At 70.5% G+C, this 23,356-nt stretch carries 25 protein-coding genes and 1 pseudogene; 10 read left to right on the forward strand and 16 right to left on the reverse strand.

Annotated features, from left to right (window positions below):
• Positions 1-115: 115 nt before the first annotated feature.
• The 5 genes from ASG17_RS13700 to ASG17_RS13720 all read left to right on the forward strand — a co-directional run bounded on the left by ASG17_RS13700 (position 116) and on the right by ASG17_RS13720 (position 5,833).
• Positions 116-820: a response regulator gene (locus ASG17_RS13700; RefSeq protein WP_056104906.1), complete on the forward strand. Its 705-nt coding sequence runs from the start codon at positions 116-118 to the stop codon at positions 818-820.
• Positions 820-2,274 carry an ATP-binding protein gene (locus ASG17_RS13705; RefSeq protein ID WP_056104908.1) on the forward strand — a complete coding sequence of 485 codons (1,455 nt, stop codon included), beginning with the start codon at positions 820-822 and terminating at the stop codon, positions 2,272-2,274. The genes ASG17_RS13700 and ASG17_RS13705 overlap by 1 nt, the downstream gene beginning before the upstream one ends.
• A gap of 86 nt (positions 2,275-2,360) precedes the next feature.
• Positions 2,361-3,368, forward strand: coding sequence for a type I glyceraldehyde-3-phosphate dehydrogenase (gap, locus tag ASG17_RS13710; protein WP_056104910.1), 1,008 nt, complete (start codon positions 2,361-2,363; stop codon positions 3,366-3,368).
• A 154-nt stretch (positions 3,369-3,522) separates the two neighbouring features.
• A complete protein-coding gene (gene pgk / locus ASG17_RS13715) occupies positions 3,523-4,728 on the forward strand; it encodes a phosphoglycerate kinase (protein ID WP_056104913.1) in 1,206 nt (401 codons plus the stop codon).
• 79 nt (positions 4,729-4,807) lie between these two features.
• Complete coding sequence (locus ASG17_RS13720; RefSeq protein ID WP_056104915.1) at positions 4,808-5,833, forward strand: class I fructose-bisphosphate aldolase; 1,026 nt, start codon at positions 4,808-4,810, stop codon at positions 5,831-5,833.
• 25 nt (positions 5,834-5,858) lie between these two features.
• On the opposite strand, the gene ASG17_RS13725 is transcribed toward ASG17_RS13720, so the two are convergent.
• Positions 5,859-6,506: a DUF2799 domain-containing protein gene (locus tag ASG17_RS13725; RefSeq protein ID WP_056104917.1), complete on the reverse strand. Its 648-nt coding sequence runs from the start codon at positions 6,504-6,506 to the stop codon at positions 5,859-5,861.
• Positions 6,507-6,535: 29 nt separating this feature from the next.
• Here ASG17_RS13725 and ASG17_RS13730 point away from each other — a divergent pair, with 29 nt between their 5' ends.
• The 3 genes from ASG17_RS13730 to rpoH all read left to right on the forward strand — a co-directional run bounded on the left by ASG17_RS13730 (position 6,536) and on the right by rpoH (position 9,709).
• Positions 6,536-7,609 (forward strand): RluA family pseudouridine synthase, encoded by a 1,074-nt coding sequence (locus tag ASG17_RS13730; protein WP_056104919.1) that lies wholly within the window; start codon positions 6,536-6,538, stop codon positions 7,607-7,609.
• 12 nt (positions 7,610-7,621) lie between these two features.
• Positions 7,622-8,602, forward strand: coding sequence for a ThuA domain-containing protein (locus ASG17_RS13735; protein WP_056104922.1), 981 nt, complete (start codon positions 7,622-7,624; stop codon positions 8,600-8,602).
• 219 nt (positions 8,603-8,821) lie between these two features.
• Complete coding sequence (rpoH, locus tag ASG17_RS13740; protein WP_082496292.1) at positions 8,822-9,709, forward strand: RNA polymerase sigma factor RpoH; 888 nt, start codon at positions 8,822-8,824, stop codon at positions 9,707-9,709.
• 145 nt (positions 9,710-9,854) lie between these two features.
• Here rpoH and ASG17_RS13745 read toward each other — a convergent pair whose 3' ends face one another.
• The 8 genes from ASG17_RS13745 to ASG17_RS13780 all read right to left on the reverse strand — a co-directional run bounded on the left by ASG17_RS13745 (position 9,855) and on the right by ASG17_RS13780 (position 19,923).
• On the reverse strand, positions 9,855-10,664 hold the full coding sequence (locus ASG17_RS13745; RefSeq protein ID WP_056104926.1) for a two-component system response regulator: 810 nt from the start codon (positions 10,662-10,664) through the stop codon (positions 9,855-9,857).
• 102 nt (positions 10,665-10,766) lie between these two features.
• Positions 10,767-12,062: an adenylosuccinate synthase gene (locus tag ASG17_RS13750; protein ID WP_056104928.1), complete on the reverse strand. Its 1,296-nt coding sequence runs from the start codon at positions 12,060-12,062 to the stop codon at positions 10,767-10,769.
• 55 nt (positions 12,063-12,117) lie between these two features.
• A complete protein-coding gene (locus ASG17_RS13755; protein ID WP_156367879.1) occupies positions 12,118-13,284 on the reverse strand; it encodes a phosphoserine transaminase in 1,167 nt (388 codons plus the stop codon).
• Between the two features lie 8 nt (positions 13,285-13,292).
• The gene (locus ASG17_RS13760) at positions 13,293-14,222 is read right to left on the reverse strand and encodes a DnaJ C-terminal domain-containing protein (RefSeq protein ID WP_056104931.1); all 930 of its coding nucleotides are present in this window, start codon (positions 14,220-14,222) and stop codon (positions 13,293-13,295) included.
• 305 nt (positions 14,223-14,527) lie between these two features.
• The gene (locus tag ASG17_RS13765) at positions 14,528-18,193 is read right to left on the reverse strand and encodes a glycoside hydrolase/phage tail family protein (RefSeq protein ID WP_056104933.1); all 3,666 of its coding nucleotides are present in this window, start codon (positions 18,191-18,193) and stop codon (positions 14,528-14,530) included.
• The gene (locus tag ASG17_RS13770; RefSeq protein WP_082496306.1) at positions 18,194-18,616 is read right to left on the reverse strand and encodes an NlpC/P60 family protein; all 423 of its coding nucleotides are present in this window, start codon (positions 18,614-18,616) and stop codon (positions 18,194-18,196) included.
• 68 nt (positions 18,617-18,684) lie between these two features.
• Entirely contained in the window at positions 18,685-19,338 is a 654-nt protein-coding gene (locus ASG17_RS13775) for a DUF2163 domain-containing protein (RefSeq protein ID WP_056104935.1), read from the reverse strand.
• A 3-nt stretch (positions 19,339-19,341) separates the two neighbouring features.
• Positions 19,342-19,923, reverse strand: a complete 582-nt coding sequence (locus tag ASG17_RS13780) for a DUF2460 domain-containing protein (RefSeq protein ID WP_056104936.1) — start codon at positions 19,921-19,923, stop codon at positions 19,342-19,344.
• 90 nt (positions 19,924-20,013) lie between these two features.
• Between ASG17_RS13780 and ASG17_RS13785 the strand changes: the two genes are divergently transcribed.
• Positions 20,014-20,499 (forward strand): DUF805 domain-containing protein, encoded by a 486-nt coding sequence (locus ASG17_RS13785; protein WP_056104938.1) that lies wholly within the window; start codon positions 20,014-20,016, stop codon positions 20,497-20,499.
• 4 nt (positions 20,500-20,503) lie between these two features.
• Here the strand turns inward: ASG17_RS13785 and ASG17_RS13790 are convergent, their stop codons facing one another.
• The 7 genes and pseudogenes from ASG17_RS13790 to ASG17_RS16040 all read right to left on the reverse strand — a co-directional run.
• Positions 20,504-20,989, reverse strand: a complete 486-nt coding sequence (locus ASG17_RS13790; RefSeq protein WP_056104940.1) for a phage tail tape measure protein — start codon at positions 20,987-20,989, stop codon at positions 20,504-20,506.
• Entirely contained in the window at positions 20,979-21,134 is a 156-nt protein-coding gene (locus ASG17_RS15280) for a phage tail assembly chaperone (RefSeq protein WP_082496307.1), read from the reverse strand. The genes ASG17_RS13790 and ASG17_RS15280 overlap by 11 nt, the downstream gene beginning before the upstream one ends.
• Before the next feature lie 14 nt (positions 21,135-21,148).
• Positions 21,149-21,427: a GTA-gp10 family protein gene (locus ASG17_RS13795; protein ID WP_056104942.1), complete on the reverse strand. Its 279-nt coding sequence runs from the start codon at positions 21,425-21,427 to the stop codon at positions 21,149-21,151.
• Between the two features lie 37 nt (positions 21,428-21,464).
• Positions 21,465-21,881 carry a phage major tail protein, TP901-1 family gene (locus tag ASG17_RS13800; RefSeq protein ID WP_056104943.1) on the reverse strand — a complete coding sequence of 139 codons (417 nt, stop codon included), beginning with the start codon at positions 21,879-21,881 and terminating at the stop codon, positions 21,465-21,467.
• Positions 21,882-21,891: 10 nt separating this feature from the next.
• Positions 21,892-22,293: a DUF3168 domain-containing protein gene (locus ASG17_RS13805; protein WP_056104945.1), complete on the reverse strand. Its 402-nt coding sequence runs from the start codon at positions 22,291-22,293 to the stop codon at positions 21,892-21,894.
• Positions 22,290-22,589 carry a hypothetical protein gene (locus ASG17_RS13810; protein WP_056104947.1) on the reverse strand — a complete coding sequence of 100 codons (300 nt, stop codon included), beginning with the start codon at positions 22,587-22,589 and terminating at the stop codon, positions 22,290-22,292. Before ASG17_RS13810 ends, ASG17_RS13805 begins: the two co-directional genes overlap by 4 nt.
• Positions 22,590-22,734: 145 nt before the next feature.
• Positions 22,735-22,881 (reverse strand): annotated as a pseudogene (locus ASG17_RS16040) (head-tail connector protein); the annotation flags it as partial.
• A 53-nt stretch (positions 22,882-22,934) separates the two neighbouring features.
• Between ASG17_RS16040 and ASG17_RS13815 the strand changes: the two are divergent.
• Positions 22,935-23,192 carry a hypothetical protein gene (locus ASG17_RS13815; protein ID WP_056104949.1) on the forward strand — a complete coding sequence of 86 codons (258 nt, stop codon included), beginning with the start codon at positions 22,935-22,937 and terminating at the stop codon, positions 23,190-23,192.
• Positions 23,193-23,356: the final 164 nt, after the last annotated feature.

Genomic DNA, 23,356 nt, shown 5'->3' on the forward strand with positions numbered 1-23,356 from the left:
GAAGAAAGCGGCCGTATGGGCCCACGCCGCCGGTCATCTGCGTTATTTGCGACGGGAGCCGGCATGTTTCAGCGTTGAAACGCGCGTGCCGTAACCGGCTGCCAGGAACCCCGTCATGCAAGCCGAGCCCCTACCCCGCATCCTGGTCGTCGACGACGAGCCGTCCCTGCGCGACGTCCTGTGCGATTACCTCGACCAGCACGGCTATGAGACCCTGCAGGCGGGCAGCGCGACAGAGATGGATCGTATTCTTGCCCGCTCGCGACCGGACCTGATCGTGCTGGACCTGATGATGCCGGGCGAGGACGGCCTGTCGGTCTGCCGACGCCTGTCCGGCAAGGGCCTGCCCATCGTCATGCTCAGCGCCACGGGCGACGAGACCGACCGCATCATCGGGCTGGAGCTGGGGGCCGACGACTATCTGCCTAAGCCATGCAATCCGCGCGAATTGCTGGCGCGTATCCGCGCCGTGCTGCGCCGGCCGCGCGACGAGACGGCCGATCCGGTCGCCGTGCGGTTCGCCGGATGGCGGCTGGATCTGGTGCGCCGGGAGCTGACCAACCCCAGGGGCGAGGCCATCGCCTTGTCCACCGGCGAGTTCAACCTGCTGCGCACCTTCGTCGAGAATCCCGGCCGCATCCTGACCCGCGACCAGCTGCTGGAACGCGCGCGCGGCCCGGACGCCGACGTCTTCGACCGCGCCATGGACGTGCAGATCAGCCGTCTGCGCAAGAAGCTGGACGATGGCGCGGGCCGCGACCTGATCGTCACCCACCGGGGCGAAGGCTATCTGTTCGACGCGCGGGTCGAGCGCCGGTGATGAGCAACCCACGGCGCTTCGGCGGCCTGCCCATCCTGTTGCAGGTGGCGGCCCTGGCCGTTCTGGCCGTCATCGCCTCCCAGGCGGTGGCCGTCGCCGTGCTGATCTTCTCGCCGCCGCCGCAGCCCCAGGGGTTCAGCCTGACCGCCGCCCGCGACGCCTTGCTGGGCAAGCCCGCACAGACCACCGACGGCCGGGCGCTGGAACGCCGCATCAGCGACCAGCCGCCGCCGCTGCGCGAACCGGATGATCCCTTCGCGAAGATGATCACCGCCGCCCTGGCCGATCGGCTGGGCGTGCCGACGGCGCGGGTTCGCATCTCGGTGGAGCATCGGCGCGGTCCGGGCGACTGGGCCCGCCGCCGTCCCGACGAGCGACCGGGCCACCGTGGGCCGCCGCCCGGCCGACAGGGCGGCGCGCAGGCGGACGTCCAGCCGTCGCAGGACGGACGCGGACGTGGCGGCCCACCCGGCCCCGGCTTCGGCCCCGGCGGCTTCGACCCCTTCTCGGACCGCCTCAGCTTCGCGCCCTTCGTCGCGTCTCTGCAGCTGCCGGACGGGCGATGGGCCACCATCGAGCCGCCGCGCGACCTGTTGTCCCCGTGGCAGCAGAGGCTGCTGCTGACGCTGCTCATCACCCTGCTGTTGCTGGCGCCGCTGGTGTGGTGGTTCGCGCGACGGCTGACCCGGCCGATCCGCGCCTTCGCCGCCGCCGCCGAACGCCTGGGCGCCGATCCCGAGGCGCCGCCGCTGGAGCCCAAGGGCCCGGCCGAGGTCCGCACCGCCATCACCACCTTCAACACCATGCAGACGGCGCTGAAGGATCATATGCGCCAAAGGTCACAGACCATCGCGGCCATCGCCCACGACCTGCGCACCCCGCTGACCCGTCTTCGCTTCCGCGCCGAACAGGCGCCCGAGCACGTACGCGATCGCATGGCCGCCGATATCGAGGAGATGGACACCCTGATCGGTCAGGCCATGGCCTATGTGAAGGGGCAGGCGGCGCCCGAACGGCGCGAGGCCCTCGACCTGGCCGTCCTGGCGGCCGAGTGCATCGACCGCTTCGCCGAGACCGGCGCCGACGTCGTGTTCTCCGGCCATGACCCATTGCCGGTGCTGGCCGATCCCGACGCCTTGCAGCGCGCGCTGGACAATCTGATCGGGAACGCCCTGCGCTACGCCGGCGCTGCCCGCGTCGTCGCCCACGCCGAGGCCGGCCAGGCGCTGATCTGCGTGGAGGACACGGGCCCCGGCTTCCCGCCCGAGGATCTGGAGCGCGTGTTCGATCCCTTTTTCCGGGGCGAGCGCTCTCGCAATCGGAACACCGGCGGCGTCGGCCTGGGGCTGGCGGTGGCGCGCCAGGCGGCGCGGGCGGGCGGCGGCGACGTCGTCCTGACGCTGCCGGAGGGCGGCGGCGTGGTCGCCCGGCTTACGTTACCGCTAGCAACCTGAGCCGTAGCCACGCGCGGGCTTGAATCTCTCTGCCGCCGGTCGCATTGAAGCGCCCTCTCCCGATCCTCCCGCAGGAGCCGCCTCCCATGCCCACTCGCGTCGCCATCAACGGTTTCGGTCGCATCGGCCGCAACATCCTCCGCTCGCTGGTGGAGCATGGCCGCACCGACATCGAGGTGGTGGCGATCAACGACCTCGGCCCCGTCGAGACCAACGCCCACCTGTTCCGCTACGACTCGGTGCACGGCCGGTTCGGCGGCACGGTCACGACGGGCGAGGACTGGATCGACGTCGGCACGGGCAAGATCAAGGTCACGGCCGAGCGCGACCCGGCCAAGCTGCCGCACGCCGACCTGGGCGTCGACATCGCATTCGAGTGCACCGGCATCTTCACGTCCAAGGACAAGGCCTCGGCCCACCTGACGGCCGGCGCCAAGCGCGTGCTGGTCTCGGCGCCCTGCGACGGCGCCGACAAGACCATCGTCTACAAGGTCAACCAGGACGTCCTGACAGCCGACGACATCGTCGTCTCGAACGGCAGCTGCACCACCAACGCCCTGGCCCCCGTCGCCAAGGTGCTGCACGACCTGTTCGGCATCGAGCGTGGCTACATGACCACCATCCACAGCTACACCGGCGACCAGCCGACGCTGGATACGATGCACAAGGACCTGTACCGCGGCCGCGCGGCGGCCCTCAGCATGATCCCGACCTCGACCGGCGCCGCCAAGGCCCTGGGCCTGGTGCTGCCGGAGCTGAAGGGCAAGCTGGACGGCTCGTCGATCCGCGTCCCGACCCCGAACGTCTCGGTCATCGACCTGAAGGTCGTCTGCGGCCGCGAGACCTCGGTCGAGGAGATCAACGCCGCCCTGAAGGCCGCGTCGGACGGCGCCATGAAGGGCGTGCTAGGCGTCATCACCGAGCCGCTGGTCTCGCACGACATGAATCACATCGCCGCTTCGTCGACCGCCGCCCTGCCCCAGACCCAGGTCATCGAAGGCAAGCTGGCCCGCGTGCTCAGCTGGTACGACAACGAATGGGGCTTCTCGACCCGCATGGCCGACGTGGCCGCGGAGATGGCGAAGCATCTGTAAGACGCGATTTTCCTCCCCATCCTCGATGGGGAGGGGGACCGCTTGCGGTGGAGGGGCCGTTCAAGCGCGGCGTGTGTGATCACCCCTTCGTCTCGGCCGAAGGCCGAGCCACCTCCCCATCGAGGATGGGGAGGAGATAAGTCAGGAGCCTGACATGACCTTCCGCACCCTCGACGACGCCCCCAAGGACCTCGGCGACCTCGCCGGCAAGACCGCCCTGGTGCGCGTGGATTTCAACGTCCCGATGGAGGACGGCCGGGTTACCGACGACACCCGCCTGCGCGTCGCCCTGCCGACGATCAACAAGCTGCGCGACGCCGGCGCCAAGGTCGCGCTGCTGGCCCACTTCGACCGACCCAAGGGCGAGCGCGTGCCGTCCATGAGCCTCAAGCCCGTGGTCGAGCCGCTGGAGACCCTGCTGGGCGCGCCCGTCCGCTTCGCCGAGGACTGCGTGGGTGATGAAGCCAAGGCCGTGCTCGCCGACCTCGATCCGGGCGGCGTCGTGCTTCTGGAGAACGTCCGCTTCCACAAGGGCGAGGAAAAGAACGACCCTGCCTTCGCGCAGCAGCTGGCTGACCTGGGCGATCTCTACGTCAACGACGCCTTCTCGGCCGCCCACCGCGCCCACGCCTCGACCGAAGGCGTCGCGCACCTGATCCCTGCCTATGCCGGCGAGAGCATGCGCCGCGAGCTTGACGCGCTCGACGCCGCCCTGGGCAATCCGCAGAAGCCGGTGCTGGGCATCGTCGGCGGCTCCAAGGTCTCGACCAAGCTGGACCTGTTGCAGAACCTGGTCGACAAGCTGGATCGCCTGGCCATCGGCGGCGGCATGGCCAACACCTTCCTGCACGCACAGGGCGTCGATATCGGCGGCTCGCTGTGTGAGAAGGACCTGGCCGACACCGCCCGCGCCATCATGGAAGAAGCCCGGGCCAAGGGCTGCGAGCTGCTGCTGCCTGTCGATGTCGTGGTCGCCCAGGAGATCAAGCCGGGCGTCGAAGCCGGCGTCCGTGCCCTGGATCGTATCGCCCCGGAGGACAAGATCCTCGACGCCGGTCCCGAGACTACCGCCCGCCTGAAGCGCGCCATGGACCTGTCCAAGACCCTGATCTGGAACGGCCCGCTCGGCGTCTTCGAAGTGCCGCCCTTCGACACCGCCACCGTCGAGGCCGCCAGGCACGCCGCCGAACTGACGAAGGCCGGCAAGCTGGTCGCGGTGGCCGGCGGCGGTGACACGGTCGCGGCCCTGAACCACGCGGGCGTCTCGGACGACATGACCTTCGTCTCCACCGCCGGCGGCGCCTTCCTGGAGTGGATGGAGGGCAAGCCCCTGCCGGGCGTGGAAGCTCTCAAGCGCTGATCACAATCACGGCCTCGCGCTTGTAACAATGCGTGATCGGGACTAGGACGGCCGCCTCACCTTCGATCGGAGCCCCGCCATGGATTTGTCCGCGCTGAACGCCGTCGCCCGCGCCATGGTCGCGCCGGGCAAGGGCATCCTGGCCGCCGATGAATCCACCGGCACCATCCGCAAGCGCTTCGACGCCATCGGGGTCGAGAACACCGAGAGCAACCGCCGCGACTATCGCGAGCTGATGTTCCGCTCCGAGGCGATGAAGGCATCCATCTCGGGCGTCATCCTGTTCGAGGAGACGCTGTACCAGGACGCCGCCGACGGCACGCCGCTGGTCGATCTGATCACCGCCGCCGGCTCGATCCCGGGCATCAAGGTGGACAAGGGCGCCTCCAAGATGGCGGGCTTCCCCGGCGAGACCATCACCAAGGGCATGGACGGCCTGTCGAAGCGCGTGCGCGCCCACTACGAACGCGGCGCCCGCTTCGCCAAATGGCGCGGCGTCATCGACATCGCGGACGGCATACCCAGCTGGGGCTGCATCAAGTCCAACGCCCACGCCCTGGCCCGCTACGCCGCCATCTGTCAGCAGGAGCAGGTGGTGCCGATCGTCGAGCCGGAAATCCTCATGGACGGCTCGCACGACATCACGCGCGCCGACGAGGTCACCCGATGGGTGCTGCAGACCGTCTTCAACGAACTGGCCGAGCAGCGCGTTCAGCTGGAAGGCATCATCCTGAAGCCCGGCATGGTCATCGCCGGCAAGGGCAGCGTGCGTCAGGCCGGCGTGCAGGAAGTGGCCGAACGCACCATCGCGGCGCTCAAGGCCACGGTCCCATCGGCTGTGCCCGGCATCGCCTATCTGTCCGGCGGCCAGAGCGACGAGCAGGCCACCGCCCACTTGGACGCGATGAACAAGATCGGCGGCTTCCCCTGGCCGATGACATTCTCCTACGGCCGCGCCCTGCAGGCGGCGCCCCAGCGCGCCTGGGGCGGCAAGCCGGAGAATATCGCCGCCGCCCAGCGCGAGTTCGGCCACCGCGCGCGCATGAACAGCCTGGCCTCGCTGGGCCAGTGGGACGTCAAGATGGAGACGAAGAAGGCGGCCTGATCGGCCGCTTTCCGACCTCCACCGCCTACCAGCTGCCGTAGTACTGAGTGAAGTGCAGACGCACGTCGCGGTAATCCCGCTCGGCGTCTCGCATCTCGTCATCGGCCCGACGCTCGTCGCGCCGCGCATCATCGATCTCGCGGCGCATGTCGCGCATGCGGTTCCGGATGCGGTCCTTCTCGTCGTCGCTCACGTCGGACCGGCCCAGATCCCGCTGGAAGCCGTCCAGCTTTTCCTGGCGGTCGCGCACGCGATCGCGGGCCGAGTTGATGGCGTTCTGCGCCGCTTCCACGGCTGCATAGGCGACATGGACGGTCTCGCCGTCGCGGAACGCCGGCAGGAAGTCACGCTCCAGATGGGCCGGACAGACGCCGGCATAGCTGCCGCCCGTGCGCCCGGCGCGGAAGCCGTTGGCCGGCGTGCAGTATTGCCGCAGGCCGTCGGCGCGCGCCGACATATAGACCGCTTCCTCCGGCGCGACGCCGTATTTGGCGCAGGCCTCGACATGCTCGTTCAGGCGCGACATCGCATAGCCTGCCGCGCCGTCCGCATAGCCGACCTGGCCCCATGCGCCGGCCAGACACTGGTCCTCGCTCATGGTCGCGCACGAGCCCAGAAGGCTGAGCGCCGTCAAACCCCCAGCCGCCACCGCGCCCTTGATCCAGATGTTCATCGTCGCCTCCCCAAACGTCGATCGCCATCATGCCAAGCGGAGCCGTTGACGCCAACCCTTGCTCCTCGCGACATGAGGCGGCATCCAGAGCCGTGGATGCGATTGACGACGATTTCGAGCCGACCGACACCGCGCCCGCCACGCGCCTGACGGTGCGATTGGAGGCGTCCTCCGACCGGTTGGACAAAACACTGGCCGCCGCCCTGCCCGCGTTATCCCGCGCCCGCATCCAGGCCTTGATGGCCGAGGGTGTCGTCACCCTCGACGGCGCGCCGCTGACGTCCGGGTCGGGCCGCACGACGGCGGGCGACTACGCCGTCGACCTGCCTGCCCCTCGCCCCGCCGATCCGCAGCCCGAGCCGATCCTGCTGACCGTCCTGTTCGAGGACGCCGACCTGATCGTGGTCGACAAGCCCGCCGGCATGGCCGCCCACCCGGCGCCCGGGACGCCGGACGGCACCCTGGTCAACGCCCTGCTGGCCCACTGCGGCGACAGCCTGTCGGGCGTGGGCGGGGTACTGCGGCCGGGCATTGTCCACCGCCTGGATAAGGACACCTCAGGCGTCATGGTCGCCGCCAAGTCCGACCGCGCCCACGCGGGCCTCTCGGCCCTGTTCGCGACCCACGACATCGAACGCACCTACATCGCCCTGACCCGCGGCGCGCCGTCCCCCGCCAAGGGCCGCATCGAAACGCGCATCGGCCGCTCGTCATCCGATCGCAAGAAGATGGCCGTGCTGAAAGCCGGCGGCCGCGACGCCGTCACCGACTACGTTGTCCAGTCGACCTTCGGCCAGCCCGCCAAGGCCGGCGGCGCGCCGATGGCCGGCCGCGTCGCCTGCACCCTGCACACCGGCCGCACCCACCAGATCCGCGTCCATCTGGCGTCCAGGGGCGCCCCCATCCTCGGCGATCCCGTCTATGGCTCGGGCAGCCCGACCACGCCGGTCAAGGCCGCCATCGCCGAAGCCGGCCTGACCCGCCAGGCCCTGCACGCCGCCGTCCTCGGCTTTGTCCACCCGATCACTGGGAAGGCCCTGCGCTTTGAAACTGCGCCGCCCCCCGATATGCAGTCTCTCGAAGCCCTGCTCGCCGCCCTCTGACTGGAGCCGCCCATGCGTTGGTTGTCGTTGATCCTTCTCGCCTTCGCCGTCTTGGTCTCGCCGGCGTGCGCGCAGGAGCGTCCCGTCCGTGTCCTTTATCTGAGCCAGTCGGTCGGGTGGCTGCATGAGCCGGTGAAGCGCGTCGACGGCGCCCTGTCGTCGTCCGAGGTGACCATGCAGACTTGGGCACGCGACACCGACGCCTTCACCGTCGAGGTGACGCAGGACGCACGCGACATCACCCCCGCCAAGTTGGCCGATCTGGACGTGCTGGTCTTTTACACCACCGGCGCCCTGCCCATCGACCAGGCGACCTGGACCGCCATCCAGGACTGGATCGCCTCCGGGCGTGGCGGGTTCGTCGGCCTGCACAGCGCGGCCGACACCGCCCTGGCTTTCCCGGGCGGCGACGTGGCTTACCGCGACTTCATCGGCGGCGTCTTCGACGGCCACCCCTGGACCCAGGGCACGCCCATCCGCCTGACCAATCTGGAGCCGACCCACCCGCTGGCCGCGACCTGGCCCGACGGGACGGAATACGCCGAAGAGATCTATCAGTACGCTGGCTTCCGGCCCGAGACCGTTCGCGTCCTCCAGACCCTGGACATGAGCTTCGGCCCCATCCGCCGGCCCTATACGGTTCCCGTCGCCTGGGTGAAGCCGATCGGCGCGAACGGCCGCGTCTTCTTCACCAACCTGGGCCACACCCCCTCGACCTGGAACGACCCGCGCTTCCGCGACCAGGTGATCGCCGGCATCCGCTGGGTCGCCCACCGCACCGACGCCCCGATGACGCCCAACCCGGATGTCCAGAACCAGGCCGCTTTGACCGCCTTCGCCGCCGTCCACGGTCTGTCGCCCCTCACCCCTGCGGACGCCGCCGCGACCGCCGCCGCCATCCGCGCCCTCCAGCCGCTCAGTCCAGACAAGCACGACGGCCAGACGGCCGAATGGGACCGCGCCAACCAACGCATCCTCGACAGCCTGGACTGAGGCGCCGAGCGCCGGTCTTGAAAAGCAACTGACTCTGTTCTATATAGCGCTCCACAGGCGCGAGTGGCGCCGAGGTCACGGTCACGCTTACGTGTGACCATCCGCCCCTAACAACGGCGGAAACTCATCGCCACTTGTCCGGTTGAGGGGTGAGGCGTCGGTGCACATTGGGTGGTCGACTCCGCAGGACCCGCTCGTTTCGACGGTCGGAGGGACCAGATGGCTGCCACTAAAACGCTCGCGGTTATGTCGCCTGAACAGGGACTGTCGCGCTATCTCACGGAAATCCGCAAGTTTCCGATGCTGACCAAGGACGAGGAATTCATGCTGGCCAAGCGTTGGTCCGAGCATGAGGATCCCGAGGCCGCGCATCGCCTCGTCACCTCGCACCTGCGCCTCGTGGCCAAGATCGCCATGGGCTATCGCGGCTACGGCCTGCCGATCGGCGAAGTGATTTCAGAAGGCAACGTCGGCCTGATGCAGGCCGTCAAGAAGTTCGACGCCGACAAGGGCTTCCGCCTGGCCACCTACGCCATGTGGTGGATCCGCGCCTCGATCCAGGAATACATCCTGCGCAGCTGGTCGCTCGTGAAGATGGGCACGACCGCCGCGCAGAAGAAGCTGTTCTTCAACCTGCGCAAGGCCAAGAGTCAGATCTCGGCCTTCGAGGAAGGCGACCTGCACCCCGAGCACCTCTCGGCCATCGCCACCAAGCTGGGCGTGTCGGAAGAGGACGTCACCAACATGAACCGCCGCCTCGGCGGCGACGCCTCGCTGAACGCGCCCCTGCGCGCCGATGGCGAAAGCGAGTGGCAGGACTGGCTGGCCGACGACACGGCCGTGTCTCAGGAGACAGCCCTGGCCGACAGCGAGGAGAAGTCGCTGCGCATGGGCCTGCTCCAGGAAGCCATGGAAGAGCTGACCGACCGCGAGAAGCACATCCTGACCGAGCGCCGCCTCAAGGACGACCCGGTGACGCTGGAAGAGCTGGCCGGCCAGTACGGCGTGTCGCGCGAGCGCGTGCGCCAGATCGAGGTGCGCGCCTTCGAGAAGCTGCAAAAGGCCATGCGCGCCGCCGCCGAAGAGCGGAACCTGGTCGACGCGTGACGCGAGACGGTTCTCCTCCCCATCCTCGATGGGGAGGTGGCTTGGCCTTCTTCAGGCCGAGACGGAGGGGCAGTTCAAGCGCCGCGTGTGAGGCGCCCCTCCACCGCAAGCGGTCCCCCTCCCCATTTCATGGGGAGGAAAGGCCTCAGCTCGCCTTCGCCTGCAGCGTCTCCGGCGCCGCCAGCGCCAGCAACGCGCCGATCGGGCCGGCCAAGCTGGCCTTGGTCACCGCGCCGCCGACCAGATGGCTTTCCAACCCCGCCGCCGCGATCGCCAACCGCGCGTCGCTGGTCTTGATGGCCAGCGCCTTCAGCGTCTCGGCCTGCTGACGCGCCGCGCGCACGCCCTGGGCCGGATCGGTGTCGAACTGCGCCAGGGTCGCCGCCAGGATTCGCAGCGCCTGATCCTTGACCGAGGCGTTGGCCGCCGCGCCGGTCGCCGGCTTGTCACTCTTGCGCTTGGCCGGCCCGGCGTACTCGCCCGAGTTGAACCGCCGCCTGTCCGGCCCGACGTATCCGATCGCCTCGACCCAGTCGCGCGGCCGCAGGGCCACGTTCTCGATCCGCTTGAACAGATCGGTGCTGGTGAAGGGCTTTCGAAGAAACTCATGCACGCCGCTGTCGCGCGCGCCCTTAATGGTCGAGGCCGTCGCGTCGGCCGTGACCATGATGATCGGCGCCCGCCGACACGTCAGGCTGGAGCGACGGATGCGCCGCGACAGGCTCTCGCCGTCAAGTCCGGCCCCGCTCCGTTCGGTCAGCACCAGGCCGGGGTCCACGTCGCGGATCATCTGTAAGGCCCGCTCCTCGGTCGCCTCCACGAAGATCTCGCGCGCGCCCATGCCCTTCAGGACGTCCATGATCAGACGCGACGACGCCAGGTTGGGATCGGCGATCACCACGCGGCGGACCGCCGGTGCGATCCGGTTCAACACTTTCGGGTCGGGCGCGAACAAATCGGTCTCCGGTCAGACCGTCCGGCTTAATCCGTGCAGGTTAAGGCTCAGTTTGCGCCTTGGGCCGGAAAGGCTTTCGCCGTCGCGGGCTTGGCCCCGAACTCAACCCTGGAACGGGTCGCGCATCAGGATCGTGTCGTCACGCTCCGGGCTGGTCGACAGCAGCGCCACCGGCGCGCCGATCAGCTCCTCGATCCGCCGAACATATTTGATCGCGTTGGCGTTGATGTCCTTGAAGCTGCGGACGCCGGCGGTGCTCTCCGTCCAGCCTTCCAGCTCCTCGAAGACCGGCTCGGCGGCCGCCTGCGCCTTCAGGCTGCTCGGCAGATAGTCCAGAACCTCGCCATCGACCCGATAGCCGACGCAAATCTTCAGCGTCTTCAGCCCGTCCAGCACGTCCAGCTTGGTCAGGGCGATGCCGTCGATGCCGTTGATCGCCACCGATTGGCGCACCAGCACCGCGTCGAACCAGCCGCAGCGCCGCGCCCGGCCGGTGTTCACCCCGACCTCGCGCCCGACGGTCGCCAGATGCTCGCCGACGTCGTCGAACAGCTCACACGCGAACGGCCCCTCGCCCACCCGCGTGGTGTAGGCCTTCACGATCCCCAGCACATAGCCGACGCCGCGCGGCCCCAGACCGGACCCCGCCGCCGCCTGCCCCGCCACCGTGTTCGACGACGTCACATAGGGATAGGTGCCGTGGTCGACGTCCAGAAACGCGCCCTGCGCGCCCTCGAACAGCACCCGCTGGCCCGCCTTCTGCGCCTGATCCAGCACCCGCCACGCCGGCTTCACATACGGCAGGATCTTCGGCGCGATCTCCAGCAACTGGGCCAGCAGCGCCTCCGGATCGATCGGCTCCAGCCCCAGACCCGCGCGCAGCGGATCGTGGTGCGAACGCAGCCGGTCGATCTTGACCCTCAGGTCGTCCGCCTCGGCCAGGTCGCAGACGCGGATGGCGCGGCGCCCCACCTTGTCCTCATAGGCCGGGCCGATGCCGCGCCCCGTCGTGCCGATCTTGGCGCCCGGCGCGCTCGCGGCCGCCTCGCGCGCCACGTCCAGCGCCGGATGGATGGGCAGGATCAGGCAGGCGTTGTCCGCGATCGTCAGGATGTCGGGGCTGATCGACACGCCTTGCGCCTCGATCTTCTGGATCTCGCCGACCAGATGCCAGGGATCGACCACCACGCCGTTGCCGATGATCGACGGCTTGCCCTGCACCACGCCGCTGGGCAGCAGCGCCAGCTTGTAGACCTTGCCGTCGACGACCAGCGTATGGCCCGCGTTGTGACCGCCCTGGAACCGCACGACCATATCGGCCCGGTTCGACAGCCAGTCGACGATCTTGCCCTTGCCCTCGTCGCCCCACTGAGCGCCGACCACCGCTACGTTCGCCAAAAGACCGCTCCGCTGATTGCGCGGGGTCTATAGCGGCGGAATCGGTCCGTGTCCCTCAGAGTTCGGCGACAGCCGTCGCGAACGCCCAGTCCAGCCACGGCGTCACCGCTTCGACGTCCGCGGTCTCGACCGTCGCGCCGCACCACAGCCGCAGGCCGGCCGGCGCCTTGCGGTACGATTCCACGTCAAAGGCCGCGCCCTCGCCTTCCAGCAGCGCCTTGAATCTCAGCACGAAGGCGTACCGCCCCGCCTCGTCCAGACCCGACACGCGCGGGTCGATGAACTTCAGGCAGACCGACGTCGTCGAGCGCGTCTCCGGCGCCGTCGCCAGGAAGTCGATCCACGGCGTCCGCTCGACCCACCGCTCCAGCACCGCGAAGTTGGCGTCCGTGCGCCGGATCATCTCGTCCAGCCCGCCGGCATCCCGCGCCCAGCACAGGGCGTCGATCCAGTCCTCGATGGTCAGAACCGAGAAGGTGTTGATCACCACTCCCTTGGCCAGGGCCCTGTCGAAGCCCCCGCCTCCTGGCCTGCTGTCGTCGGTGATCTTCAGCACCTTGGGGATGGCCCGGTCCGGCGTGAACGTATCCAGCCGTTCGACCGCGCGCGGCGACAGGCACATCACCCCGATCCCCGCCTCGCCGCCCAGCGCCTTCTGGAAGGAGAAGGCCACGACATCCAGCTTGGACCAGTCCAGCGGCATCGAGAACGCCGCCGACGTCGCGTCGCAGATCACCAGGCCTTCGCGGTCATCCGAGATGAAGTCGGCGTTCGGCACGCGTACGCCCGAGGTCGTGCCGTTCCACGGGAACACCACGTCCTTCGTGGGATCCACCATCGACAGGTCCGGCAAGTCGCCGAACGGCGCCGACAGAATCTCCGGGTCCAGCTTCAGCCGGTCCTGCACATCCGTCTGCCACTGCTTGCCGAAGTTCTCGAAGGCCACGACCTGCACGGGACGCTGCCCCAGCAGGCACCACAGGGCCGCCTCGATGGCCCCGGTTTGCGAGCCTGGCGTGTAGAGCATCTGAAACTCGGCCGGCACACGCAGCACCTCGCGCGTCAGCTGCAGCGCATCGGCGAAGCGCTTCACCACCTCCGGCGCGCGGATGCCGCGCCCCAGCAGGTTCGTCGGCAAAGAAGCCAGGTCGTATCCTGGCCGCTTGGCCGTCGGCCCAGCCGAGAACCAGGGCCGTGCGGGCTTCACATCGGGCTTCGACATAACGCTGCTCATCGGCCGGGCCTGTAGGGGCGATTCGCCCGCCAGTCCTCGGCGAAGCGCGTCAGCAACTCATCCGGCTCCTCGGGCAGCGTCACGACCAGCCGCGCCAGCAAGTCGCCGCGCTGGCCGTTCGCAAAGGCGCCGCGCCCCTTCAACCTCAGTGTCTGACCGGAATTCGCGCCCTTTGGCACCGTCATCGACACGGCGCCCTCCGGCGTCGGCACGGTCACCTTGCCGCCCAGCACCGCGTCCGGCACCGACACCGGCAGGTCCATCGTCAGGTCCGCCCCTTCGCGCCGATACAGCGCATGCGGCTGGATCTTCAGTTCGATCAGGGCGTCGCCCGCCTCGGCCCCGCGTCCTGGCGCGCCCTGTCCGCGCAGGCGGATGGTCTGGCCGTCCGCCGCGCCCTTCGGAATGGTGACGTCCAGCGTTCGCCCGTCCGAGAACTGGATGCGCCGCGTCGTCCCGGCGATGGCGTCCTCCAGACTGATGTCCAGCGTCGCCCGGATATCCTGGCCCCGACTTGTGAAGTCGCGCGGCCCGCGCTCGCGGCCCTTGCCGCCGAACATGCCGAACAGCTCGTCCAGGTCGATGTTCTCGAACCCCGGCCGCGCACTGCCGCCGAAGCCGCCGCCGCCCATCCCGCCTGATTGCCCGAACGGACCACCCGGTTGCCCGCCCCGGCCAAAGCCGCCGCCGGCGTATTGCTCGCGCCCGTCCGCGTCGATCTCGCCCCGGTCGAACTTCGCCTTCTTTTCGGCGTCGCCCAGGATGTCGAACGCCGCCGTCACGCGCTTGAAGCGGTCCTCAGAGGCCTTGTCGCCAGGGTTCTTGTCGGGGTGCAGATCCTTGGCCAGCTTACGGAAGGCCTTCTTGATCTCGTCCGCGCTCGCGCCCCGGGCAACGCCCAGTTCCTTATAGGGATCGCCCGCCACGCGCCGTCGCTCCTTCAGAAAGTCGAGAGGCGTCAGTTAAGCCATGCCCCGCTCAACGCAAGCGATTGCGACGTGGACCCTCGCAGGGTTCATCACAACGAGCACAGAGGATCCACAAAGGACACAACGGGGGTGGGCGCGCGGAACCACACGGACCGCCATTCTACAGGAGCGCACCGCAGACCTTCGGTCCGCATTCCTATCTGCCCCATCTGTGGAGGCACGACGCCATCAGCGCACAGCGACCGCGTCGTGCTCTTGTGCCTCTCTTCTTTGTGCTCGTTGTGATGAACTTCTTTCTTCACTCACAACGCCACCTGCGCCTCGCTCCCCCAGCCGAACACTTCGCTCCACTGCGCCACTCCGATCTCCACGCCGCCGAGCCCACTCGGCAGGTCCGCCGCCAAATCGGCGGCGGCATACAGCGCTGTCGTCGCCGTCGCCTCGAACGTCCGCACCACTGCCCCGTCATCCAGCACCCGCACCCGGAACCGCAGCGGATCGGCCGGCGTCGCCTCCCCATCCCAGCCGTCGCTCAGCCGGTCTCGCACCACCCAGCCGATTCTGGCGCCGTCCTCTCCCACCTCGGCCCGCAGATGCGCCGGCGCCCACGGCCGCTCCGCCACGCCCGTCCAGGTGAAGTCCAGCGTCGTCGCCAGCGGCCCGCCCGCCGGCGTCCCTCTCGGCGCGACGCGCACCGTCAGCGGCAGGTTCCGCTCCCCCGCCCCGACCGACACCCGAGCCGGCGCCGCATCCAGCAGCACCACCACCGCTCCCGTCCCGGCGCCCGCCGCCGCTTGCGCATCCGTCCCCTGCTGCGCCCGCAGCAGGCCGCTCAGCCGCCACACCCCGCCGCCGACCAGTTCGGCCTGCCGGAACTGCACCATCTCCCACCCCGCCGCCGTCTCGACCGCCAGCACATTGCGCCCGCCCAGCACCGCCGCCTCGGCCGCGCTCTCCGGCGCCCGCCCCTCGACCCGCACCGTCAGGGTGTTCGCCCGGTCCCACCGTCCTCGCACGCCCGGCGCCAACGCTTCCGTCAGCACCCCCACCGTCGCCGGCGCCTCGACCGCCCCCCGCGCGCTCAGACCGTCGACGCCGCCGCCCGCGTGGACCGTCATCGGAACCCAAGGCTCGACCGCCACCGCCGCCACCGGCCGCGCATCGCCATCCGATCCCGGCAGCGGGGGCAGATCCAGCAACCGCACGAACGGCGCCGCCGTCACCACCGGTGCATCGCCCAGCGACCAGTCCGGCGCCGCGTCCGAAGCCGCCACAACCGCCAGCCGCCGCAGCCGCGCCGTCGGCGTCTCGTCCATCTGCACCCGATCGACGCGCCACAGGCCGCCCCGCCCGTCGATCGTCGCCAGATCCCCCGCCTCGATCCTCAGCGCCAGCAACGGGTCCAGCGCCAGGTCTGTCCGGTCCGCCGCCCCGCCCGCCGCCGCCAGTCGCGCCGCAACGGTCTCGGCCTGACCCGTCTCGCACACCACCGGCAGGTCCAGGTCGATCACCGCGCCCTCGCCCGCCGATCGCACACCCGCCGCCCCGGTCTGATAGTCCCGCGCCGCATCGATGAATCGCACCCACGCACCCGCCGGCGCCGCCTCCAGCCGCCGATCCTCCGACGCCGCCACGCCCCCGTCCGGCAGAGCCAGCGCCTCCGGCGAAATCGCCAGATCGGTCCGCCGTCCGCCCCGGATCGTGACCCGCCCACCCGCCTCCGACGCCCCCGCATCCAGCGCCGTCAACAGCGGCTCCAGCGCATCGCGCGTCGCCATCGGTCGGTCGATCACATAGCCTGCGACCGCGCCGTCCACGCCCTCGACCGCAAACGCATCGTCCGCCAGCCCGCCGCGCCGCAGCATCGCCCGCACCAGGTCCGCCGCCGAGCCCGTCATCCGCCCGTTCAGCCAGTGCCCGCAACGCCAGGCGCCGGCATCCGCCCACAGGTCGCTCCGCGCAGGAAACGCCGGGAACGGCCGCGCATCCCAGCACCAGACGTCGGCCGCCTGCATCATCGTTCCGCCGTACACGGACGATACCGGATTGTTCGCCGACGAGTCCCAGTGCGCCAGCACCGCCTCCACCGCCGCCCGCTGCACCGCATCGTCTCGCGCTCCAGTCGAAAACGGCGGCAGCGAGCTCTCCGAACTCTTCGGGTCCTGGAACAGGTTCGGCGCATTGCCGCCCCGGTCCACGGCGGCGCAACCGAACTCCGTCAGCCGGATCGGCTTCATCCCCGGAACCCAGGCCGTCGGCGCCCCGCTCCGCACCCCGCCCGGCCGGTCATGGTGCGCGTTCGACCACCACCCGGCCAGATCCTTGGGTCGGAACACCCAGTCCTCGCCATGCGCCGTATCAACGATGGGGGTGCGCACCTGCGCCGCCCGATCCGCGTCGGAGGCGTAGAACCAGTCGAACCCCTCGCCGCCCGCCACGCCCGCGGCCAGATAGGCCGGGTCCGCCGGCCCCTCGTACAGCGCAGCATCCACGCCGCCGTCGCTGTCCCGCCAGTCCGTGAGCGGCGCGTACCAGTCGATCCCGACGTAATCGATGTTCGCATCGGCCCACAGCGGATCGAGATGGAACGTCACCGTCCCATCCCCCGGCTGATGCCCGAAATATTCCGACCAGTCCGCCGCATAGGACAGGGCGACGCACGGTGCGATCGCCCGGCACTCTGCCGCCAGCGCGCGCAACTGCGCCACCGCGGGATGCCCGCCCGACGCATCCCGCGTCCAGGTCAGCCCCCGCAGCTCCGAGCCGATCAGCAGCCCGTCCGCCCCCGTCTCGGCCGCCAGCACCGCATAGTGCCGCGCCAGTCGCCGCAGACCCCAGCCGTCCACGTCACCAAAAAAGGCGGCCACATCAGCAGCCGCGTTCACGCCGTCCCGCCCGGTGATCCGACCCCGCCACGGATAGCCGGGCGCGTCCATGAAGACGAACGGATAGAGGGTCACCTCCAGCCCCCGCGCCTTCAGGTCAGCCACCGCCTGACGCACGCTCTCATCCGACGGCGTCCCGCCATAGGCCGGCCCGCCCCCGACTTCGGAAATCAGATGCGCCTCTTCGCGCCCTAGCCCGGCTGCTGACCAGCCCATTGGCTCGGTCCGCTTGTCGCGGTTCTCAACCCCCGGCCGGATCGAACATTCACCCGCGCGCAGATCGTCCCCGAACCACCCGACCACCAGGCTGACCCGCCGCAGGTTCGGACACTGCGCCTGCAGCTGGTCCAGCGACACGACCAGATCCGGCCGCCCGTCGCCGCCGTGCACATTCTCGGTCGCGACCTGCGTCAGCCCGTCCCGCCGCAGCACCGCCTCGGTCGCCAGAACGAACTCACCCGCCCCGGGGATCAGGCAGACCCCCGTCAGCCGCTCCTCCAGCCTGTCGCCCTCCGGCCGATGGAACACCTCGAAGCTCAGCTGCGGCGGCCGGTCCCCGAACGCGTCCAGCACCAGATCCTCGAACACCACATAGGAAACGCCCCGATACGCGGGCGCAGCCCCCTCCACCGCCTCGATCAGCGGGTCCGGCGCCTGATCCACCGTGCCCCGATGCACCCGCATCGTCACCCCGGTCAGGTCCATCAGCTGCCCGTCGGCCCACACCCGCCCGACCCCGTTGATCGGCCCCTCGCACAGCGCCACGGCGAAACTTAGCGAGTAGGAATAGTCGACCGTCCGCCGCCCGCCCTTGCCCCCGCCGTTCTCGCGCCGGCTCTCCAGGAACCGCGCGGCCCAGATCACCTGCCCCGTCACCCGCGCCCGCCCGAAGGCGCAGGCCATCGGCGCGCCCTCGGCGCTGGACTGGATCCGCAGCCCCTCCAGTCGCGGCCCGACCTGTCGCGGCGCCGCCAAGCCCGCCACCAGCCCGCTGTCCACCACGCGCCCCAGCGCCGCGCCCGCCGCCCGGCCGAACCCGCCGCCGAGCGCCGCCCCCACGCCGCCGAGAATGATCTGCGCCATCTATCCAACCTCCGGCCACGTGAAGGCGGCCGCGAGCCGCCGCATCCACCAGTCGCCCATCCAGCTTTCGACCACCGTCCGCCCCCAGTAGGCGTGGATCATCCGGGCGCCGCCCGGCACCCGCTCGCTCAGGATCGCGCAGTGCTTCACCGCCGCCTCCGGCGTCATGCGGAACAGCAGTACATCCCCCGGCCGCGCATCCCGCCGCGCCACCGGCCGCAACCACCGCCCCGCCGCCTCCAGCAACGTCTCGCGTCCGCCCACCTCGGCCCAATTCTCCGTGTACGGAGGCAGCACCTCCGGCTCCGCCCCCACCGTCTCGCGCCACACTCCGCGCACCAGCCCCAGGCAGTCGCACCCTTCGCCCTTCACGCTGGCCTGATGCCGATAGGGCGTCCCCAGCCACGCACGGGCGACCCGCACCCTTTCCTCCCCATCAAGGATGGGGAGGGGGACCGCGCAGCGGTGGAGGGGCCGTGCATCCACACCCCTCACCGCCGGCTCCCGCCGTCGTTCCGCCCACCCGTCACGGGCACGGCGGTCAGGAAGTCATCCCCCGGAATGTCCGGAAAACCCTGGAAGTTGGCGCCGTTCGCGAACATCCCGACACACGTCGCCCACCGCTTGTCGCAGGCGCGCCCGCCGATCGCCTCGACCGACAACCCGCACCGCCCATCGCCCAGCACGGCGTCGCACGTCCGCCCGTAGGTCCGCCCGACGACCCGCTCCAGCGCCGCCAGCGGTCCGTCGATCTCCGCGACGAAGGCGTCCCCCTCGCGCCGCAACCGCGCCAGCCGCCCGACCCAGATCCGCACCCGCAACCCAGGCGCCGACCAGTCCACCCGCCACAGCTCCAGCCGCGCCGCGTCATACAGCCCCGCCTCGACGTCTGCCGCCTCGATGGCCTCGCTATCCAGCGCGCCCGCCGCCGCCAACTGCCCGGCGCTCAAGCCCGCCGCGCTCTCCGCCGCCCCCGCCGTCCAGCCGCTCGCCGCCCGGCACGCCACGCCCTCGACCACCAGGTCCGCGTCGTGGTCGGTGAACCCCATCACCGCCCCGTCCGCCCGCTTCAGCACCCAGGCATGGCACAGCATCGCCGCCCCGCTCTCGATGCGGGCGGCCATCTCCTCCGGTATGTCGCGCATGACCTAGACCCGCACCTCGATCAGCGGCATGGCCGCCATCCGCCCGGCGTCAAAGCTCTCCAGCGTCACCTCGATCCGGTCGGAATCGAACCGCACCGGTGTGTCGAACTGGAAGCTGGCGCTCACCGCCGCCCCCACGCCCGGCGCGGTCGGCAGCGTCGCCAGACCCGTCGCCGCATCGACCGCACAGGGTGCCGCCACGCCGTTCACCGTCACCGACACGCTGCCCGCCACGGGCTTGCGGATCGGCCGGCTCACCTCGCCGTACGCCTTCGTCAGCTGGAATGACGTCCGGACCCCGTCCCCCAGCCCGATCGCCTCATCGACCGCGCTGAAGTCCGCGAAGTCCCTGAATCGGAACCCGTAAAGCCGCCCGCGCCGCGCCTCGAAAAAGGCCGTCAGCGCCGCGAAATCCTCCAGCGACCGCAGCCCCGCCCCGATCAGATAGCGCCGGCGCCCCAGCGCCCAAGGCGTCGAACGCCGCTCGAACCCGGACGCCAGCGTCACGATCTCCGTCCGCCGCTCCACCCCGCCCGTCGACCCGAACGCCAGCCGCGCGGGCAGGCTCGCTTCATGAAAGCTCATCCACAATCCTCGTCTTCGCTTGTCGAGAGGGCGCCGGTCCGCCAATCTTGGCCGTGGCGGCGCAAGGAGCCGCTGTAGGGATACGTCTCGATGACCATGGAACCCGTCGCCTCGGGCGAAGCCTTCGACTGGAAGAAGGTGCTGCTGTCGTTCGAGGGGCGCACCCGCCGCTCGCATTTCTGGATCGGCTGGCTGATCTGTCTGGGGCTCGGCGTCGTGCTCGGCTGGATCCCGATCCTGGGACTACTGCTCAGCCTCGCGCTGATCTGGCCAAACCTCGCCATCACGGTGAAGCGCCTGCACGACATGGGTCACACCGGGTGGCTGGCCGCCATTCCGTTCGTTCTGGGCCTGGTCGGCGGCGTCGTCGGGGCCATGATGGTCGGCACGGGCGTCTTCATGAATCAGGCTGCGTTCGAGAACGAAGACGCCGCCGTCATCATGTCCACCATCGCGCCGGCGCTCGGAATCTTCGGCCTGATCGGCCTGGTCAGCCTGGGCTTCCTGCTCTGGATCGGCCTGACCGATTCCAAGCCGGGGCCCAACAAATACGGCCCCAACCCCAAGGGTCTCTGATCGTCTAAAGCCGCCGCGCACCCAGCGCGGCGGCCCTTGCCAGCATCGATGCGATCTGGGCTTCCGAGCGCAACAGGGCCTCCGGTCCGCCCGCCACGCTGACGTTCACCGTCACCGATGATCCGCCCACGGCGTCCACCGTCCCGGCGCCCGCCGGCCGGAACACCTCCGGCCCCCGCTCGCCGACCAGATACGCCCCGCCCGCGCTGACCGGTCCGCCATCGGCGCGACCGCCCGAGAACAGGCCGCCCACCGCGCCCGCGATCGCGGCGCTCAAGCCCTGCCCCGCCCCCGCATTGACGGCGCTCAGCACCGCGCGCGCCAGTTCCGACAGCGACACCTCGCCGTCCGCCGCCGCCCGCGCCAACGATGACGCCAGACTGTCGCCCGCCCGGTCAAAGGCGTCGCTGATCGTGTCCGCCGCCTCGGCCGCCTCGGCCTTCAGCTGATCCAGCGCCTGCGACGCGCGCTCCCGCTCTTCATCCGTCATCGGGCCATCGCTCCGCCATTCGTTCCAGATCTTCGCGCCTCAGCGCACCACCCGAAGGCCGCGCCGTCAGCCATCGCCACTCCCGCAGCGACAGCCGCCAGAACGCGCCGGGCGCCACGCCGAGCGTCACGGCCAGCCGCATCATCTTCGCCCAGGGCGTCACAGGAGCGCCGCCCGAAAAGCCTCGGCGACACCCCTCGCCGCCGCCCCCGGAGACGCCCGCGCCGCCAACGCGCCGTCCTCGCCGCCGCCCCGCAACAGCGCCGCCAACACCGCCGCCAGATCCCCCGCCGACGCCGCCCGCATCCGGGGCCCCAGCGCCTCCAGTCCATTCACCGCCAGCGCCCCCTCGATCTCCGCCAGAGCGCCGAGCGTCAGGCACAGACGACGAGGCGCGCCGTCGATCTCGATGGACACTTCACCGCGCGCTGTGTTCATCGCCTAAATCCTCCCCCWKWGKGGGAGGATCAAGAGCTCAGATCGCGCTGAACCCGACCGCCCCCGCACTGGCCAGGCTGATGGCGAACGTCGCCTCGCCCTCATGCTCGCCCGCACACTCCAGCGCCGAGACCAGGAACGGCCCCTCCAGCTGGCCGAAGTCCGGCACGATCAGCCGCCACGTCGCCGCCGCCTGCGAGAAGAACACCTCCCGCATCCGCGCATCCGACGCCGCTTCGCGGAACACGCCCTGCCCGGCCACGGCGGCGGACTTCACACCCGCCCCGGCCAGCAGCTCGCGCCACCGCCCGGCGCTGTCGCCGTCGGTCACGTCCACCGTCCGCGCGTTCAGACTGATGGTCCTTGCCCTCAGCCCCGCCACCGTCGTGAAGACCTGCGGAGAGCCGCCGTCCCCGATCTTCAGCAGCATGTCCTTGCCGGCCTGTGCGCCCATGGTTCTCTCCTCAGATTTCTTCCGTCACGACCCGCAGCGACAGCCGGCCATAGGTTCGCGCCCCTTCGCCGGGTCGCCGCATCTCCGCGCCGGTGCTCCGCAGGCTGACGATCCGCAGACCGGTGACCGTCGGCGCCGCCTCATGCAGCCGCGCCCGCGCCGCCGCGACCACCGCCCGCGCCTCTTCCGACCCCGCGAACCGCGACACGCAGATCAGCGTCAGCCGGTGCTCCACCGCGCCGCCGTCCGCCGCCACCGGCCGACTGCTTCCCTCGCCGATCAGCAGATGCGGCCAGGCCGCATCCTCCGGCGCCCGGTCCCAGACCCGTCCACCCACCAGCGCAGCCAGCGCCGCATCGGCCTTCAGCCAGGCGATCAGCCCCGCCTGTAGCAGGCTCTCATGGTCCATCATCGCGTCCGCTCCAGGCTCAACCGCGCCCGCCCCGGCGCCGGCTCCTCCACCGTCCGGATCACCCAGTCGCCGCCGCCGAAGCGCAGCACCCGGCCCTCCACCAGACGCGCATCGGCCCGCGTCTCCGCGTTCGCCGTCTCCACGATCCGCACCGGCGCGCCCGCATCCGCCACCGCCCGCCGCCGCCGGGCGCCCAGCGCGATCCACGCCTGGCCCAGCAGTTCGTAAGCAACCGCCTGCCCGCCCATGACGGTTGTCGCCTCGACCCGCTCGTACAGGCCCGCCAGCAGCCGCATCGCCCCGACCCTTCCGGCAGAGCCGCTCAAAGCCGCACCACGCGATACGCGCGATCCACGCCTCGACCGGCGCGACCGGCATCTCGCCCTCGCCGCGCTCATAGGCTCGCAGGCACAGCATCAGCACCGCCAGCCGCAGCGGCGCCGGCGAGGTGGATGTCAGGCTCAGGCCCACATCCCCTTCGACCCGGACTTTCGCCGCCTCGATCAGCATGCCGATCAGGCTGTCCTCGTCCTCATGCGCCACGCGCAAAAAGGCCTTGGCCTCGGCCAGGCTGACCGGTGCGCTCATTTGCAAATCTCCGTTCGTTGGGCTTAGTCGGGCGTCGCCCGGAGGGACCGCCCATGCTCGTCTTGCTGCTCGTCGCCGCGCTTCAGGGCGGTGCGCCCCAGACGCCGCCGCCCGGCGCCGGGGATCGCGGCGCGACGCCCTCCGAAGAGGCCGAGCGCCGCCATCCACGCGGTCGCCAGGAGGCCCCGGCGCCCGCACGCCCGGTCGACGATCGCTTCGCCGTCGACCCCAACGCCCCGCCGCGCCCCACCCGCCGCGTCACCGTCCCCAACCCGCACGACCCCGAGCCGGCGACCAGCAACCCGCACTGACCCTTTCCCTCCCCCGGCGGGGGAGGGTGGTCGCGCAGCGACCGGGTGGGGGCGGCTAGGCTGAGCATCCACAGCCCGCGTTTCGCAGGGCCGCCCCCACCCGACGCCTGCGACGTCTGCCCTCCCCCGGCGGGGGAGGGAGAGCCACCGCCCAACTCCCGGGC

The organism is Brevundimonas sp. Leaf363, assembly GCF_001424025.1.
In the GTDB taxonomy this organism is placed as follows: domain Bacteria; phylum Pseudomonadota; class Alphaproteobacteria; order Caulobacterales; family Caulobacteraceae; genus Brevundimonas.